This window comes from Anaerovibrio sp. (assembly GCF_045637405.1).
GTDB lineage: Bacteria > Bacillota > Negativicutes > Selenomonadales > Selenomonadaceae > Anaerovibrio.
This window is the reverse complement of record NZ_JAZTZI010000100.1, coordinates 1-16,786: the sequence shown is the minus strand read 5'-3', so window position 1 is coordinate 16,786 and position 16,786 is coordinate 1. Positions and strand designations below refer to the sequence as shown.

Annotated in this window: 15 protein-coding genes; 13 read left to right on the top strand and 2 right to left on the bottom strand. The window is 41.1% G+C overall.

Translation table 11 applies throughout. The annotated features are described in order from the left end of the window. Nucleotides 1-110 precede the first annotated feature (110 nt). Together ACKI5G_RS07285 and ACKI5G_RS07280 are read left to right on the top strand one after the other, a co-directional pair. Nucleotides 111-896: a PleD family two-component system response regulator gene (locus tag ACKI5G_RS07285; RefSeq protein ID WP_407399029.1), complete on the top strand. Its 786-nt coding sequence runs from the start codon at nt 111-113 to the stop codon at nt 894-896. 54 nt (nt 897-950) lie between these two features. After that, a complete protein-coding gene (locus tag ACKI5G_RS07280; RefSeq protein WP_407399027.1) occupies nt 951-4,106 on the top strand; it encodes an ATP-binding protein in 3,156 nt (1,051 codons plus the stop codon). Nucleotides 4,107-4,188: 82 nt separating this feature from the next. Here ACKI5G_RS07280 and ACKI5G_RS07275 read toward each other — a convergent pair whose 3' ends face one another. Continuing rightward, nucleotides 4,189-5,208: an AI-2E family transporter gene (locus ACKI5G_RS07275; RefSeq protein ID WP_407399025.1), complete on the bottom strand. Its 1,020-nt coding sequence runs from the start codon at nt 5,206-5,208 to the stop codon at nt 4,189-4,191. Between the two features lie 254 nt (nt 5,209-5,462). Between ACKI5G_RS07275 and ACKI5G_RS07270 the strand changes: the two genes are divergently transcribed. From ACKI5G_RS07270 to ACKI5G_RS07250, 5 genes are read left to right on the top strand one after another with little or no spacing between them, the layout of a single operon-like run. After that, on the top strand, nt 5,463-6,698 hold the full coding sequence (locus ACKI5G_RS07270; RefSeq protein ID WP_407399023.1) for an aminopeptidase: 1,236 nt from the start codon (nt 5,463-5,465) through the stop codon (nt 6,696-6,698). A gap of 22 nt (nt 6,699-6,720) precedes the next feature. Next, nucleotides 6,721-7,416 (top strand): AzlC family ABC transporter permease, encoded by a 696-nt coding sequence (locus ACKI5G_RS07265; protein WP_039211494.1) that lies wholly within the window; start codon nt 6,721-6,723, stop codon nt 7,414-7,416. After that, a complete protein-coding gene (locus ACKI5G_RS07260) occupies nt 7,413-7,739 on the top strand; it encodes an AzlD domain-containing protein (RefSeq protein WP_407399021.1) in 327 nt (108 codons plus the stop codon). The genes ACKI5G_RS07265 and ACKI5G_RS07260 overlap by 4 nt, the downstream gene beginning before the upstream one ends. Before the next feature lie 60 nt (nt 7,740-7,799). Next, entirely contained in the window at nt 7,800-9,173 is a 1,374-nt protein-coding gene (locus ACKI5G_RS07255) for a TrkH family potassium uptake protein (protein WP_407399019.1), read from the top strand. A gap of 10 nt (nt 9,174-9,183) precedes the next feature. Further along, nucleotides 9,184-9,855 (top strand): potassium channel family protein, encoded by a 672-nt coding sequence (locus ACKI5G_RS07250; RefSeq protein ID WP_407399017.1) that lies wholly within the window; start codon nt 9,184-9,186, stop codon nt 9,853-9,855. Between the two features lie 68 nt (nt 9,856-9,923). Here ACKI5G_RS07250 and ACKI5G_RS07245 read toward each other — a convergent pair whose 3' ends face one another. Beyond that, the gene (locus tag ACKI5G_RS07245; RefSeq protein WP_407399015.1) at nt 9,924-10,577 is read right to left on the bottom strand and encodes a hypothetical protein; all 654 of its coding nucleotides are present in this window, start codon (nt 10,575-10,577) and stop codon (nt 9,924-9,926) included. A gap of 391 nt (nt 10,578-10,968) precedes the next feature. Between ACKI5G_RS07245 and ACKI5G_RS07240 the strand changes: the two genes are divergently transcribed. The 6 genes from ACKI5G_RS07240 to ACKI5G_RS07215 all read left to right on the top strand — a co-directional run bounded on the left by ACKI5G_RS07240 (nt 10,969) and on the right by ACKI5G_RS07215 (nt 16,635). Further along, on the top strand, nt 10,969-11,685 hold the full coding sequence (locus ACKI5G_RS07240; RefSeq protein WP_407399013.1) for an SDR family oxidoreductase: 717 nt from the start codon (nt 10,969-10,971) through the stop codon (nt 11,683-11,685). Nucleotides 11,686-11,716: 31 nt separating this feature from the next. Beyond that, complete coding sequence (locus ACKI5G_RS07235; protein WP_407399011.1) at nt 11,717-12,172, top strand: peptide deformylase; 456 nt, start codon at nt 11,717-11,719, stop codon at nt 12,170-12,172. A 145-nt stretch (nt 12,173-12,317) separates the two neighbouring features. Further along, nucleotides 12,318-12,626, top strand: a complete 309-nt coding sequence (locus tag ACKI5G_RS07230) for a hypothetical protein (protein WP_027397786.1) — start codon at nt 12,318-12,320, stop codon at nt 12,624-12,626. 103 nt (nt 12,627-12,729) lie between these two features. Next, a complete protein-coding gene (locus tag ACKI5G_RS07225) occupies nt 12,730-15,735 on the top strand; it encodes a DUF3427 domain-containing protein (protein ID WP_407399009.1) in 3,006 nt (1,001 codons plus the stop codon). A gap of 15 nt (nt 15,736-15,750) precedes the next feature. Next, nucleotides 15,751-16,143 carry a (deoxy)nucleoside triphosphate pyrophosphohydrolase gene (locus ACKI5G_RS07220; RefSeq protein WP_407399007.1) on the top strand — a complete coding sequence of 131 codons (393 nt, stop codon included), beginning with the start codon at nt 15,751-15,753 and terminating at the stop codon, nt 16,141-16,143. A gap of 24 nt (nt 16,144-16,167) precedes the next feature. Next, on the top strand, nt 16,168-16,635 hold the full coding sequence (locus ACKI5G_RS07215; protein WP_407399005.1) for a hypothetical protein: 468 nt from the start codon (nt 16,168-16,170) through the stop codon (nt 16,633-16,635). Nucleotides 16,636-16,786: the final 151 nt, after the last annotated feature.

Sequence of the window (16,786 nt, the reverse complement as noted above, 5' to 3'; positions counted from 1 at the left end):
GAGCTGCAGGTAGGAGGGCAGTAATATGGCAGATATGGGCAGAAGCAGGAAATGTTGCTTTTATGTCGAATAAAAACAGTTAGACGAGTGTGGCCAGAGGAGTGATAGCTATGCAGAAAACTGTTTTATTGATAAATAAGGGCAAGTCCTTTATGGTGGTAACCATTGCCAAGAGCTTTACTGATGCTGGATATAAAGTGGTGGAAGTGGAGCCGACTATGGAGGATATAGGGGCTCATAAAGAAGATACAAATTTATTTGTGTTATATTTGGGAGATTATGTGGATGATATTACCAATACTTTGGTATATCTTAAGGATGTATGTACAGAGGAGGATAAGCTCCTTATTGTTATCGGCACTGCCTCTGAAATTGAAACCCTGACCCAAAGTATCCCGGTACCGTTAATTTCTGCCAGCTTTGAACGTCCATTTGATATGAAAAAACTGGTGGCTCAGGCGGATTGGCTGTTGGAGGCCAATGATGATTTGGCAAAGCGGAAAAATATACTGCTAGTAGATGACGACAGTACCTTTTTGAAGATGGTGAAGGATTGGCTTTCTACAAAATATAAGGTTACTATTGTTACCTCCGGTGCCCAGGCTCTTATGTATATTGCGGATAACACGCCAGATTTGATTTTATTGGATTACGAAATGCCAGTAACCTCTGGTCCTCAGGTTTTGGAAATGATCAGGAGCGAGACCAAGGTGGATACAATACCGGTTATTTTTCTTACCGGGAAAGATGATCAGGAGAGTGTTATGAAGGTATTGGCCCTAAAGCCAGATGGCTATTTGCTAAAAAGTCTGGACCGCGCCAAGCTCATTGCAGCAGTTGATGATTTCTTTGAAAAGCAAAAATTTAAAAAGCTTCACGATGATAATGTTTTATGAAATATCGCCCTTGTATTTTGCAAGGGCGTTTTTTAAAAGGGAGGCCAATTATTTATGTTGCAAAGAAAATTTGTCATCTACAAGAAAGAGGGCCACACAACAGAACAATGGCAGAAATTTTATGATACATTGGAAGAAATAAAGGGTATAGTTGATAATACTGAGGCAAAAAATGCATATCTTCACTTGATTTTTCACGGCATGAATACGGATTTTGCCCAGCGTATTTTCAATCATGTAAAGGGTGTACTGCCACAGGCTATTGTTACTGGGATGCCAGAAACTATCTTCATAGAGGAAGATAAGTCGGAGTATTTGGTTATAAACGCTAATTTTTTTGTAAAATCCCAGGTTAAATTGCTTCAGTTTGATGGCGTGCCAGAAAATTATGAACTGGAAGGCAAAAGAATGGGGGAGATGATTGCCTCGTATCCTGATGTGAAGGCGGCTGCGGTGTATTGCAATCATCTAGGAACGGAGTTTTCTATATTTTTTAATAATTTAGTAATAGATAACGATGATGTGGTATTTTTTGGGGCATCGGCGGGAGCCTTCGGTAATCTGGAGGAAATACATGCAGCCAGCCCAAATCTGTTGCTTATTGATGCCCATAATAAGCAGGATGAACAGTTTATTATTGGGGATCATATAATTTCCCATGGTATAGTGATAGCTCTTTTTTGTGGTGAAGAATTATATGTTCAGGGAGATTATATATTGGGGTGGAAGCCCCTTGGCAAGGAGTTAAAAATAACGGAGGCCGTTGGCATAAACTGTATTGCCACTCTCGATAATATGCCAGCAACGGAGATTTATCACCATTATTTGAGGGTTACTCCCGATGAAAATTTCGTATTTAATATTGCGGAATTCCCACTGGCAATAGAGAGAAATGGATGCCTTATCGCCAGAGTTCCACCGATTCATGATGACAAGGGACGGATATATTTTAATGGTGATATATATGAAGGGGAAAAGATTCGGTTAACTTATGCTGTACCAGCTGATTTATTAAAGGAAACAGCTCAATACAGTGATAGAATGTGCGATTTTTCTCCTGAGGGGATATTTCTGACTATATGTGGTAATAGAACCTTGTTTTTGAATAAAGCATCGGATGAGGAAATCAGTGTTTATCGGCGATTTGTACCGGATTTGGCAGTTAATTATGGAACCTCTGAGATATATTTCAACCATGGACAGGGGGGAATCCTAAATAGTGCCTTGATAGCCGTTGGCTTCAGAGAAGGTGAACCATCTAACCAAGGTGTTTGTCATCCGTTGATACAAGAAAAAGAACAGCAACGGCATAATGTTATACCGTTGTCTACCCGTTTGGCGGCTTTTTTGGATGCCATGACCCAGGAGCTGATTCAGAGCAACAAGAATTTTAAGAATATGGCGGAGCAGGCCAGAAAAGCCAATCAGGCCAAAAGCGATTTCCTGTCCAATATGAGTCATGAAATTCGTACACCAATCAACGCTATACTGGGTATGAATGAAATGATATTACGGGAAGCTACTGATGCAACAATTAGGGACTACGCAGATAATATCCGTACGGCCGGTACCACCTTATTGGGTCTGGTAAATGATATTTTGGACTTTTCCAAGATTGAAGCGGGCAAGTTTGAGCTTATTCCGGCTGAATATGCCACCAGCTCCCTACTGAATGATTTGGTGAATATGATTGCCAACCGGGCCAGACAAAAGGGATTGAAGCTTGTTGTCAGGGCGGCGGATGACCTTCCAAGTATGCTATTGGGGGATGAGCTGCGCCTGCGTCAAATCATGACGAATATCCTTACCAATGCAATAAAATACACCGAGCAGGGCAGTGTCACCATTAGTGTAGACTGGGAAAAATTATCAGGGGATGAAATTATGGTCAAGGTGGCCGTTAGTGATACGGGAATAGGTATAAAGGAGGAGGACATCCATAAGCTCTTTAAGGCCTTTGAGCGCATCGAGGAAGAACGTAACCGTACAGTGGAAGGCACGGGACTTGGAATGAACATTACCCAAAAGCTGCTGTCCATGATGGGCAGTCACTTGGAGGTGACCAGTACATATGGTGAGGGCTCCTGCTTCTCCTTTAATGTAAAGCAGAAGGTTCTTAACTGGACAGCCATGGGAAATTATGAGGAAGCCTATCGGCGAAGTCAGGCGGAGCGGCATAACGACAATCAATCCTTTGTGGCTCCTGAGGCCAGAATTTTGGTAGTGGATGATACGGAAATGAATTTGACAGTGGTCAAGGGACTGCTTAAACGGACTCAGATTCAGATAGATACTGCGGTAAGTGGCTATCAGTGTATAGACATGGTTAAGAAAAACACCTATGATGCACTGTTCCTGGATCATAGAATGCCGGGGATGGACGGTATAGAAACTTTAGCAGAGCTGAAAAAATTAACTGATTGTCCTAATGCCAATACGCCGGTGATAGCTCTTACGGCCAATGCGGTGGCTGGGGCACGGGAAGAATATTTTAAGGCCGGCTTTGATGATTATATGACTAAGCCCATTGATAGCCGCCAGTTGGAGCAATGCCTGATTAAGTTTTTACCACCAGAAAAAGTTAAGTATCAGGAAAATGTACCGGCAGAAGAAGTGGCTGAGGTATCGCTGCCGGAATGGTTATTGTCTGTTTCCGGATTGGATACGGAAAGTGGAATAAAGCATTGTGGCAGTGTAGAGGCCTATTTGTCAGCACTTACGGTATTTGCGGAGTCATTGCGTGGAACCGCAGAAGAAATCCAGCGCTTCTTTGATGAGAAAGAGTGCAGTAATTATACTACCAAGGTTCATGCACTAAAAAGTACCGCCCGGGTCGCAGGGCTGGCTGAACTCTCTGAACGGGCCAGACGGCTGGAGGATGCCGGCAATAATGGATACTTGGAAGAGCTTTCCACAGATACTCCGATATTAATAGCCCTCTGCCAGGAGTATGCCAGAGCGTTGTCTCCATTAACAGAAAAATCTGAAGTCGACGAAGAAAATAAGGTGGCCATATCTGATGCGGAGCTAAAAGAGGCATGGGAAGCCATCGGTGATATGATCCAGACCTTTGATTATGATAATTTGATGTATTTGTTGGGTGAATTGTCAGGGTACAGGCTGGAGGAGAAGGACCGTAAAAAGCTCCAGTCACTGGAGGATGCTGCCAAGGTACCGGATTGGGAAAAGCTGAAGGAGCTCATTAAATAGAGAATGCCAAACTAAGGGTATTAAAAAAGGATGAAGGCTTGCTGAGCTACAAAACCAGCAGACCTTTCATCCTTTGTTTTTCTTATTTAGTTTTGCTTGTGTCCTTTAAATACTGCTCATTTCGATAAATATCAAGAATTATGTGTTTTACCACTACTATACATGGAACAGCCAAAAACATTCCCGCAGCACCTAGAATTTCACCACCCAGCACAACCCCCAGAATGGTGGTAATAGGGTGTATATCAAGGGCTTTGCCTACAACATTTGGATAAATGAGATTGTGGTTAATCTGGGTCATTATAAGGTAGAAGCAGGCTGTCTGAAGAATCAGATATGGTGTGTCGGTGGCTGTAAGCATTACTCCAAAGAGGGATGCCACTGTAGGACCCAGAACTGGAACAAATTCACAGATGCCACTGATGACGGCGAAAACTGAAGCGTACTTATTATCCATAATAGAGAAGTAGGAGTATACAATAACACCGGTTACGCAGCACATGAGAAGCTGGCTGCGGATGTATATTTGCAATGAATGTAATACAGCGGTAAATAGATGGAAAATTCTTACTTTGTCTCTTCGTGGGAAAAGATTGGCGATAAAATGAAGAATAGCCCTGCCGTCTTTAAGGAGATAAAAGGTAACAAAAATTATGATAACAAAATCGATAATCTTGTTGAAGGTGGATACAATGATTCTCAAGGATTCCCTCAACAGATTGGCCCCCATGGAGGCTACATCGTCCCACATATTATCCAGGTAGCCGTTGATGGACGGCATATCCTGAATAAGCTGCATATTTTGTATTTTGGCGGCCAGACGGGGCAAGTCCATAATAAAACTGGAAAATGTCGGTACAAAGGAAACGGATATCACTGTAGCCAGCCCAAAGAGAATAAGTAAAAATAAAAATAATATAAGGCCTGCTGCTATAGAACGTGGAACTTTTTTGGATAATTTGTTTACCATCCCTACCAGCAACAGCTGTATCAAAAGTGAAATGAAAAATATGAAGGCGAAGGATGGAAAGAACCAAAATCCTGATGCCAGAGCCACAAAGGCTACAGCCAGGACTATGGATGTCTGACGGGCAGATATCATAAATTGCCCTCCTTTAATTAAATGGTGTATAAGGCTAATTATACAGCAGTTATTCATTTTTTTCCTTTTTTATAAGGAAAAACTTCTAAAATGAAAGAATACATAAAGGAAACATATATATTCCTAAAAAATAAAGCCTTGCTATGTATATTATATCATTTAAATAGGATTTTTTAAACATTAACTTGCATGGAATGCTTTTTCGTTATACTATTGTTTATATTATTAAAAGCTAGAATTTAAGGAGTAGTTTTATGGATAAACTTTTAAATAAATATGCAAAATTGGTGGTTAAAACTGGTGTAAACCTGCAAAAAGGACAGCTGCTGGTAATTAATTCTCCAATTGAATGTGCTGATTTTGCCCGTCGTGTTGCCAAGGAAGGCTTTGAGGCCGGGTGCTCCGATGTAAAGATTAATTGGAGTGATGAGAAATTTTTCCGTATTCGTTTTGATGGTGCTGCCAATGAAATTTTTGATGATTTTCCTCAGTATCGCTACGATATGTTCATGAGCTTCAAGGAAAAGGGAGCAGCCATTATTTCCATACATGCTTCTGATCCTTCTATTTTTAAGGGCGTGGAGCAGGATAAGCTCCGTCGCGCCCAGATGGCTGCGGGGCAAGCCCTGTTGGAATATCGTGGAGCTATTATGAACAATGAGCTTCGCTGGTGTGTGGTTTCCATTCCAACTCCGGCCTGGGCCTCCAAGGTTTTCAAGGAGGCTGCAAATGAGGAGGAGGCAGTTGCCAAGCTATGGCAGGCGATTTTCTCTGCAGTCCGCATTGATGAAAAAAATGATCCCATTGAGGCCTGGAGCAAGCACACAGCCTTTATGAAGAAGGCAACGGATTTTCTTAATAGAGAGAAGCTGGTATCTTTACACTATACCAATGGCCTGGGCACCGATCTTACTGTGAAGCTGCCAGAGGGACATATTTGGGCTGGCGGTGCCGAAATAGCTGCAGATAAAGTGGAATTTGTGGCTAATATGCCAACGGAGGAAGTATATTCCCTGCCGGACCGTAACGGTGTGGATGGTGTGGTTTATGCCTCCAAGCCACTTATTTATCAGGGAAATGTCATTGATGGCATTCGCCTTGTATTTAAGGAAGGAAAAGTGGTGGAATACAGTGCCACCAAGGGGCAGGAGGTTCTAAAGCAGCTTCTTGATACCGACGATGGGGCGAAGCATTTGGGAGAGGTGGCTTTGGTGCCTTATGATTCTCCAATTTCCAACAGCGGTATCCTTTTCTATAATACACTTTTTGATGAAAATGCGGCGTGTCATTTGGCCTTTGGCAAGGCATATCCTACCTGCCTTGAAGGTGGAGAAAAAATGGATACTGTGGAGCTTTTGCAGCATGGTGTAAATGATTCTCTGGTCCATGAGGATTTTATGATCGGTACAGAGGATATGGAAATCGTAGGCACCAAGGCGGATGGCAGCACAGTGCAGATTTTCACCAAGGGAAATTTCGCCGGATTCTGAGTGTGGGGAGGAAAATCTATTTATGGGTGAGTATTTTAATAAACAGGTTTTCAAGGCAGTCTGGCCAATATGCTTCGGATATATACCTTTGGGCGTGGCCTGCGGTATATTGGGAGAAAAGGTGGGGCTGGATGCTTTCTTGATGGCCATGATGTCTATTTTCCTCTTTGCCGGCAGTGGCCAGTTTATTGCTCTTGCCATGATTGGCGCTGGGACGGCCATCATTCCCATTGTGATTACTGTAGGCATTGTAAATCTGCGTCATATGCTGTACGGACTCATCCTCAATCAGCATATTTCCAAGGAATCATTGCTGTATCGTATGATTTATGCCCAGGAAATCGTGGATGAAACCTTTGCTGTGAATAGCATTGAATTTCAGAAGCGGAATAGTGAATGGAATCCTAAAAAAGCAGCAGGCCTGAATTTTCTGGCTCACATGAGCTGGATGCTGGCCACAGTGGCTGGGGTGCTGCTGGGCAGTGCAGTGTATATTGATACCGGACTCGTAAGCTATGCCCTTATTGCCATGTTTATTGGCCTGTGGTCATTTCATTTTAAATCCGCCAAGCTTATTGGTATTGGTGTGCTGGGCGGGGGCCTGGCCCTTTTGCTGTCATTGTGGCTGGACAATATGCTGAATGTGGTGGTGGCCACTGTAGTGGCAGCTATTGTGGGGGCGGCAATAGATAATGGTGAGGGGGTAGAGAAGAAATGAGTTATACAGATATTTTAATCTGCATATTCGGACTGTTTTGTTCTTCATATATTTCCCGAATTCTGCCATTGGCAGTTTTGGGGAGACGCCCTATACCGACATTTCTGTCCCTTTGGTTGAAGTATGTGCCCACGGCTGTATTTGGTGCGCTGATTTTTGTTTCAATTTTTGGTGATGCCCATAGTGGGTTTCGCTTCAGCTGGACAAATGTAGAATTTTTGGCAGCCATACCGGTACTCCTGGTGGCGGCAAAGACAAAAAATCTCGCTTACAGCATTATTGTAGGGCTGGCAGCCTATTGGCTTTTGAATCAATATATGTGATAAAATTGATGTGACTAAATATATTAACCATATCCATCGAGAAGGATGTGAAGAGATAACATGCATTTTGGACCAAACTGGCGAAGACATGATGTTATAAAAATTCAACATAGCTTCCGCATGAAGCCAAATCAGATAATCTGTCTGAGCTTTATCCTTATGATTGGTTTAGGCACCTTGTTGTTGACCTTGCCCATCAGTACTACGGATCATATGGGGCTCCACCCCGTGGACGCACTTTTTGTATCCACCTCGGCCTCCTGCGTAACAGGACTGACGGTGACGGATTTGAAAAATGATTTGACCCTATTTGGCAAGGTGGTTATGCTGCTCCTTATTCAGATAGGAGGGTTGGGCATTATGACCCTGGGTACTTTGGTTGCCCATAGTATGGGATATCGTTTTCGCCTGTCGGAAACTCAGGTGTTGCAGGAATCCCTTAACCAAAGCTCTAGAATGGGGATGTTCCCCCTGATTCGTCGCATGATACAATACACCTTTGTGGTGGAGGGCTTTTTTGCCGTTTTGCTGGCCTGGCATTTTTACCCGGAATATGGCTGGGATTGTATCGGCTATGGGATATTTCATTCTGTTTCCGCCTTTTGTAATGCGGGCTTTGACTTATTCGGTAATTATGACAGCCTGACCAAGCGGGGGGATGACTTCTTTTTGATGGGGTGTCTGGGAACCTTGATAATATTGGGCGGAATTGGTTTCACGGTTATTCATGATGTTTTGCATAACCATAAATGGCGCAGGCTTACTCTTCATAGTCAGATTGCGCTGGCCACTTCAGCATTTCTCATTGTATTGGGAGGCTTATTGATATTTTTGGTGGATAGCCAGAATCCAAAGACATTGGGCAATCTGCCTTTGAGTGAGCAGCTGGCTCAGTCCTTTTTCACTTCCATATCCTGCCGTACAGCAGGGTTCAACACCTTTGATTTGGAAGCAGCGACCCAGATTAGCAAGCTGGTGATGATATTGCTCATGTTTATTGGTGCCTCGCCTTTGTCCACTGGTGGTGGCATTAAGAGCACCACATATTTTATCGTTATGCTGTCCATGTGGTCTGTAGTTCGTGGTAAAAGGGAAAATGTTGTATTTGGCAGACAGATAAGCAGAAAGCTTCAGGTGCAGGCCTACGCCATTTTTACCATCGCAACTATTTGGGTGGTATCCGCCGGTATTTTGCTGTCGGTAATTGATGGTGAGGTCCATCAGCTGGGAGCTGTAATTTTTGAAACGGTTTCGGCCTTTGGCACAGTAGGTATGGGAATAGGCATCACCAACGAATGGGATATGTGGGGCAAGCTCATATTGTCCCTTACCATGCTCATGGGCAGAGTGGGGATTTTGACATTTATAATGGCCGTTATCAAGCAGGAGGAATCACTGATTAAATATCCGGAAGGCAATATTATGATAGGTTGAGGTAAAGAATATGGTAAGCAGAAAAAATCAATTTGCAATTCTGGGCATGGGCCGTTTTGGCATAAGCCTGGCCGTAACCTTGGAACAAATGGGCTATGAAGTTTTGTGCGTGGATGTAGATGAAGCTGTTGTCAGCAAATTGGCAGATCAGGTATCGAGAATAGTCAGCTTTGATATCCGTGACTCCAGAGCCTTTGACCAGGCAGGGATAGAGAACTTTGATACGGTTATTATTTGCACCAAAAATCTGGAAGCAAGCCTGATGGCTACTATGCTGTGCAAGGAACGCAATATTCCGGATATAGTGGTGAAGGCCATTGATGAACGTCATGCCGTAATGGCAAAAAAAATGGGAGCCACTCAAATAGTTTTTTCCGAGCTGGAAATGGCCAAGAGATTGGCCCTGCATTTGGTGGCGCCTAATATTAAGGACTACATTGAAATTGACGGTGATATTAAAATAATTAACTTTAATGCACCGGAGGAACTGTGGGAGAAAAATCTTGTGGAAGCTAATCTCCGCGCCCAATACGGAGTTAATGTTATCGCCATCATTCATGGAGATAAAACCTTGATTACGCCGCCGCCAACCTACAAATTCTGTAAAGGGGATAAGGTTTTTGCCATTGGGTCCAATGAGGTATTGGCAAAGTTCAAGGAAAAGGTTTTGTCCGGGGAGTAAAATAGCCGGAAGCGGGTTGCTATCCAATGGATAGCAGCCTGCTTTCGGCTTTTTGTTTTGAATAGGCTTTAGTTGGACAAATCATTATCATCCTTTTGCCCGGGGTAATGGGTGCCGCACGTTGTGCATCTATAACCGTTGGACCATAAATCACATTGCTGTTGGTAGATTTTGCAACGTTCCTCGTGCTGTTTTTTGTTGGAGAGGCAGGCCCTGCCGGCAAAGAAGGCGATCGTGCCACTTACACCTATAATCAGCAGATTCCCTGTTATATCGATACCCATGACTATATCGGCTACACTGCGCAGGGCTGGCAAAAGGAATATCAGGGAAATGAGTAAATAAAAGTAGTGAACAGCTGGGCTGGAATCCAACTGTGGCGGCGGGGTAATATATTTTAGTCGTATCGCGCCATTACTGTGGCACTTGGGGCAGTAATAACGGGGCTTGCGGGGATTATCAATAATAGGAATGTAGATATTTCTTGTTCTGGGAGTGGCGGCTGGAGGATTATCCACCTTTACACTATCGTTATCGCGTTCATCAAAAAAATCTGGATCGTAATTATCTTCTTCAAATTCATCACGGTCCATACTGTAATCATCCCAGATGGCATCATAAGCGTCCTGGCTGTCCTTGTCAAAAGGATCCGCATCCTGCCAGCCCTCTTCCTCACACCCGTCATAATAATCTTTCCATAAATGAGTGTCCTCAATACCCATATATATCCCTCCCCCAAGGAATCACAGCTCTTTGTATATTCCGATGTTTTATTTTATACTATACTAAGCGAAATTTATTGGCAATATATGTATGGGCGAAAAAAGGGCCAATACAACTTTGTACAAAAGTTCACTGTATTATTATATGCTTATGAGCAGGATTTTTCCAAGCATGCTCCAAATTTCTGTTTGTACCTCAATGGCAGACTACAAGAAAGAGGAGTGGTTGATAAATCTGCCACTTTATGCTGTGGGGCAGGTTGGTGGCATTTGAATCACTTTTTTTGCAGCAAACGCCTGATTATGATATTGATAAAAGATTTTTTTTATAACGAGGTTGGGGTATAATTTTGGAAAGATAAAGAACGCAGAAAGGGAAGGTTGAAGCGTAATGAAGTTTGATTTTCAAAATAAAGTGGTCGTTGTAACCGGCGGGGCCAATGGTATTGGCAAAAGCATTGCCGATGAATTTCAACGTAGCAATGCAGCTGTTGCAGTAATAGACAAGTCTCCCGGCAATCACTTTGTGGGGGATATTGCCGATAAGAATGTGCTGGAGGAATTTGCCGGGCAGGTGATCGATAAATACGGACACGTTGATTACCTTATAAATAATGCTCTGCCGTTGATGAAGGGGATTGACGAATGTACCTATGAGGAATTTGAATATGCTTTGGCCGTCGGCGTAACGGCTCCATATTACCTCGCCAAGCAATTTGCACCTCATTTTAACAAGGGGGCATCCATAGTCAATATTTCATCCTCCCGTGACAGAATCAGCCAGCCACAGACGGAAAGCTATACAGCCGCCAAGGGCGGTATTTCGGCACTGACCCATGCCCTGGCCATAAGCCTTGCTGGAAGGGTACGGGTAAACTCCATATCCCCGGGCTGGATTGATACTACCGGCCAAGTATTCACCGGCTCCGATGCCAGTCAGCAACCAGCTGGAAGAGTGGGAAAGCCACTCGATATAGCCAATGCGGTTATGTTTTTGTGCTCAGATATGGCCGGCTTCATAACTGGAGAAAATATCTGTATTGATGGTGGAATGACCCGGCAAATGATTTATCATGGCGACAATGGGTGGATACTGAACCATGACTAAGTAGACAATACATAAAGGAGTGTATTAGATAATGGTTAGGGAAATAAATAGGGATATAGAGATACTGAAGATAAAGGCCAAGACTGCCACAAAGAACGATATAACCGGTATTGCCCAGGATTTAGCTGACACCTTACAGGCATATCGCATGACCTGTGTTGGAATGGCGGCAAATATGATAGGTGAACCAAAGGCAGTAATTGCCGTATGCTTGGATGCAGAAAATAGTGTAGGCAGTCTTCCTGGTGCCGGCCCTGCTGATATACTTGTAATGCTGAATCCAAAGTACGAAAAACAGTCCGGGAAAACATATATTGCCGAAGAGGGGTGCTTGTCACTTCCCGATAAGCGTGAAGTAAAACGTTCTGAATGGGTGGAAGTAAGCTATCGGGATATGAAATGGCAGAAAAAACGTCAGAAATTCACTGGTCTTCTGGCTGAGATAGTTCAGCATGAAATGGATCATTTGGAAGGCAAAATTATATAAGGGTGCCATTTTTATGAATAAGTAAATGCCAGCTCATAAACTGAACTGTATCAATGCAAATTTATTGTTGAAAAAACAAATATTTGTTCTGTATAATAATAGCAACGAGTATATGTTTATTTGGTAGTAAGGAGGATTATTTGTTATGGCCCATGTATATGTTGCAGTTGCTATGGAGCGAGGCGATAAGACCACGGAAGCGTGTGATTCTGCGGTTCTCAATGAGCTTTATGAGCACGTTCCGGACATGTTTGATTATGTAGATGAAGAAACTTTGGAGCGTTATGATGTAAAGACAATTAAAGAACAAAAGGATATTTTGTCTGAGGTTTATGGCTATTTCTCAAAGTATGGTGACTTCAATACGGATTTATCCAACGAATCAATAAATAACGGTTTACTTTACGGATTGAATGATGATGATTTTATTTATATTGTAGATTGTCACGAATAGTGTTAAATAGTGAAATATAAGTCCCTTCATTTTTGGAGGGCTTATTTTTTTATGTTATAATCATATTAATTAATTTAAGCTAAAGTGTATTGGAGGAGTTGCAGTGGATAATCAGATTATTACAGATAAAATACGACAAGGTTTGCGCACTGCATTTGAAAATAAAGATAGTCATTCTGATATGGAATTTCGTCCACAGTTTGTGTTCAATGACTTTCGTAAAGGCAGAAAAGTATTAGCATCGTTGGAACGTGAACTTAAATATTGTGATGAGTTTGCCATAAGTGTAGCCTTCATAACTATGAGCGGTTTAGTATCATTATTACCTACTTTTAAGGAGTTGGAGGCAAAGGGAATCCGTGGAAGAATTATTACCACGGATTATTTGTGCTTCAGTGATCCAAAAGCCTTGGAAAAATTACAGGAGTTTTCTAACATTGAGTTACGTTTATTTAAATCAGTTGATAACATTGGTTTTCATACCAAAGGATATATTTTTCGGAGCGGTAACATATACCGTATAATAGTTGGCAGTTCCAATTTGACACAAAATGCCCTTACTAAAAATGAGGAATGGAATACGCAGCTTATATCCCGCCAAGAAGGTGAATATTCCTATACATTGGTGCGTCGTTTTGACCAGTTATGGGAAGATGAAAATTGCGTTGATTATGATGCTATAAAATTAGAATATCAGTCAACATATGAGCAACATAAAAAACAACGAAAGATAGAATTTGAATCTACAGAAATTGATGCTGATGATTTTGCTGAAAATGAACTTGTAGCTGATGGTAATCATCCACCCTATGTTGTTAATCAGAAATCAAGCAAACTCAGCCCTAATGTAATGCAGAGTGAGTTTATAGACAATATGCGTGAATTAGAGGATGTGGGGGCGAAAAGAGCACTTTTAATTTCTGCAACCGGAACTGGAAAAACTTATGCATCAGCATTTGCTGCACGTGACTTTGCGCCACATCGGTTATTATTTATTGTTCATCGTGAGCAAATTGCCAAGCAGGCAATGAAAAGTTACAGGCGGGTTATGAGTAAAGATGTTTCTATGGGAATACTGTCTGGTACAGAAAAGAACATGGATAAACAGTTTATTTTTTCAACGATGCAGACTATTTCTAAAGAAGATATCTATACTCAATTCAGTCCAGAAAAATTTGACTTGATTATTGTAGATGAGGCTCATAGAGCTGGGGCACCTAGTTATCAGAAAATATTTAACTATTTTAGACCTAAAATGTTTTTGGGGATGACAGCAACTCCAGATCGCAGTGATGGTTATGATATATATGCTTTATTTAATCATAATATTGCCTATGAAATACGGTTAAAACAAGCCTTGGAGGAAGATTTATTATGTCCATTCCATTATTTTGGCATTACTGATATTCAGTTAGCTGATAACCAGGATGATAACGAAAGTAATTTAACAGATTTTACGCGTTTAACCTGTGATGAGCGAGTAAAACATATTATAAAGCAGATCAATTTTTACGGTTATAGTGGCAAGCGGGTAAAGGGTTTGATTTTCTGTAGCCGAAATAACGAAGCAGAGGACCTATCAAAAAAATTTAATCAAGCAGGGTTCAGAACAGTCCATCTTTCAGGTGCTGATAATCAGGCACAACGAGAAGATGCAGTTGATCGTTTAGTTTCTGATACTAGAGTAGATTATTTAGACTATATTTTTACAGTGGATATTTTTAATGAAGGTGTGGATGTACCGGAAATAAATCAGGTTATTATGCTTCGTCCAACTCAAAGTCCTATTGTATTTATTCAGCAGTTAGGTCGTGGACTACGCAAATATCAGGATAAGGAATATGTTGTTATTCTTGATTTCATTGGTAATTATGTAGGTAACAATTTTATGATTCCAATGGCTCTTTCTGGAGATCGAAGCTACAACAAGGATAATATCCGTCGGTGTTTACTGGAAGGTGCAAGAGTTATTCCAGGTGCTTCTACTATTCATTTTGATAAAGTTGCCAAGGAAAGAATTTTTAAATCCATTGATTTGACTAATATAAGTGATTTAAGACGGATAAAGGAAAGCTATCAAAATTTGAAAAATAAATTAGGCCGTATCCCTAAGTTAATGGATTTTGACCGGTATGGCGAAATGGATGTAATCTGTTTATTCCAAAATAAATCGTTGGGTTCATATCATACATTTCTCTCGAAATATGATAGGAATGATTATAAAGATGAATTAACTCCACTGGAAGAAACATTCCTTAAATTTATATCCATGAAATGGGCAGAGGGAAAACGGCCACATGAACTAGAATTACTGGATATATTGTTGAATAATCCTAGTAATGTTTTTTCTCAATTAAAGGATAGATTAAAGAGCAAGTGGAAAATTGATTTTAAGAAAAATACAGTCAATAATCTTGTTAATATTATGACGGCAAATTTTATAACAGGTTCAGGTGCAAAGACAGTAGCGGATTGTATTTTCATTGAACAAGATGGAAATGATTATAAAATTTCACATAATTTTTCTAGTTGTTTGAACAATAATATTTTCCGAAAAAATGTGGCAGAATTGGTGGAATTTGGATTACATCGTTACCAGACCAATTATAATGATCCATATACGGATAGTGGATTCCAACTATATCAAAAATATGAGTATGAAGATGTTTGCCGTATTTTAAATTGGGATAAGAATATAGTGCCATTAAATATTGGCGGATATAAATACGATGAGGCTACAAAAACTTTTCCTGTCTTTATAAATTATGATAAGGGAGAAGATGTGCAGGATTCTATAAATTATCATGACCGTTTTATTAACAGTGGGCAGTTAATTTCTTTATCCAAAAATAATCGAACACAGGAATCTGAGGATGTAATACGATTTTCTAAGGCAAAGGAATTAGGGATTGCAGTTGATTTGTTTGTACGCAAAAATAAAGATGATAATGTTGCCAAAAGTTTTTACTATTTGGGACGTATGACAATGGATCATAGTGTACCAGTGAAAATGCAAGGCACTGGTGATAACGCTGTGGAGATGTTCTGGAATCTTGATAGAAGTGTCCGTGAAGATATTTATGATTATATTACGAGCGAAGATACGTAATTTTTGGAGGATTTAATGAAAACTATAAATGTAGTAGCAGCAGTAATTCGTAAGGGCGATAAGATACTGGCTACCCAGCGGGGATATGGTGAATTTAAGGACGGCTGGGAGTTTCCGGGGGGAAAGATTGAGCCTGGGGAAAGACCGGAGGAGGCCCTAAAGAGAGAAATTAAAGAGGAATTGAAGGCTGCTGTTTCTGTGGGTGAGGATTTAGGAGTAGTGGAATATGATTACCCTAATTTTCATTTGAATATGAGATGCTTCATGTGTTCACTCGTTTCTGAGGATGTAACCTTACTGGAGCATGAAGCTATGAAGTGGCTTACGGCAGAAACAATAGATACTGTGAATTGGCTGCCAGCGGATAAGCCAATGACAGAAAAAATTAAAGAATTATTGCGTGGATAAATTTAATGTTTGGGGGGAGAAGATATGATGCAAAAACGGCTTTACAATATTCTTTTCCCCATGTGGTTATTTTACCTTCTGCCCACCGGTGTATGGCTGATTATCTTGCCAGCGAATTTTCTGATAGATAGTCTGGTATTATATTTTGGTGGTAGATATTTGCATATTAAGGATTTGGTAAAACTTTGGAAGCGCTGTATTTTTAGGATTTGGGTCATTGGATTTATAAGCGATATTCTTGGGGCCCTGCTGATTTTGGCAGTTGCTTTGCTGGTTGATAAAATTTGTCCTGAATGGAATACATTTTATTTTCCTGGTGCAACTTTAATAGCCGTTCCTGGGGTCCTGCTGTCGGCGGTGAGCATTTTCTTTTTGAACAGGAGATTTGCATTTGTAAATACTGATTTGAACGATAGAATTATAAATAAATTGTGTTGGATACTGGCAATATTTACCGCTCCGTATGCAATGTTGATCCCATTATATGGATAATTAAAAATCACAGGGCTGTTCTCAAATTGATATGCTCCCCCTATGGGAGACAGTAAAAAATAAAACTGTCATCATAGGGGGAGTTTTTATGCCACAAAAACATAAAATTACAGCAGAGGAGAAAGTTAAACTTGTCCGAGCTTACCTATCA

What these genes read in the sequence shown, in the direction of transcription:
- ACKI5G_RS07270 (WP_407399023.1), top strand. Translation starts at nt 5,463, where the DNA reads ATGGATAAACTTTTAAATAAATATGCAAAATTGGTGGTTAAAACTGGT.
- ACKI5G_RS07250 (WP_407399017.1), top strand. Translation starts at nt 9,184, where the DNA reads ATGGTAAGCAGAAAAAATCAATTTGCAATTCTGGGCATGGGCCGTTTT.
- ACKI5G_RS07215 (WP_407399005.1), top strand. Translation starts at nt 16,168, where the DNA reads ATGATGCAAAAACGGCTTTACAATATTCTTTTCCCCATGTGGTTATTT.
- ACKI5G_RS07240 (WP_407399013.1), top strand. Translation starts at nt 10,969, where the DNA reads ATGAAGTTTGATTTTCAAAATAAAGTGGTCGTTGTAACCGGCGGGGCC.
- ACKI5G_RS07230 (WP_027397786.1), top strand. Translation starts at nt 12,318, where the DNA reads ATGGCCCATGTATATGTTGCAGTTGCTATGGAGCGAGGCGATAAGACC.
- ACKI5G_RS07245 (WP_407399015.1), bottom strand. Translation starts at nt 10,577, where the DNA reads ATGGGTATTGAGGACACTCATTTATGGAAAGATTATTATGACGGGTGT.
- ACKI5G_RS07265 (WP_039211494.1), top strand. Translation starts at nt 6,721, where the DNA reads ATGGGTGAGTATTTTAATAAACAGGTTTTCAAGGCAGTCTGGCCAATA.
- ACKI5G_RS07285 (WP_407399029.1), top strand. Translation starts at nt 111, where the DNA reads ATGCAGAAAACTGTTTTATTGATAAATAAGGGCAAGTCCTTTATGGTG.
- ACKI5G_RS07220 (WP_407399007.1), top strand. Translation starts at nt 15,751, where the DNA reads ATGAAAACTATAAATGTAGTAGCAGCAGTAATTCGTAAGGGCGATAAG.
- ACKI5G_RS07235 (WP_407399011.1), top strand. Translation starts at nt 11,717, where the DNA reads ATGGTTAGGGAAATAAATAGGGATATAGAGATACTGAAGATAAAGGCC.
- ACKI5G_RS07255 (WP_407399019.1), top strand. Translation starts at nt 7,800, where the DNA reads ATGCATTTTGGACCAAACTGGCGAAGACATGATGTTATAAAAATTCAA.
- ACKI5G_RS07275 (WP_407399025.1), bottom strand. Translation starts at nt 5,208, where the DNA reads ATGATATCTGCCCGTCAGACATCCATAGTCCTGGCTGTAGCCTTTGTG.
- ACKI5G_RS07260 (WP_407399021.1), top strand. Translation starts at nt 7,413, where the DNA reads ATGAGTTATACAGATATTTTAATCTGCATATTCGGACTGTTTTGTTCT.
- ACKI5G_RS07280 (WP_407399027.1), top strand. Translation starts at nt 951, where the DNA reads ATGTTGCAAAGAAAATTTGTCATCTACAAGAAAGAGGGCCACACAACA.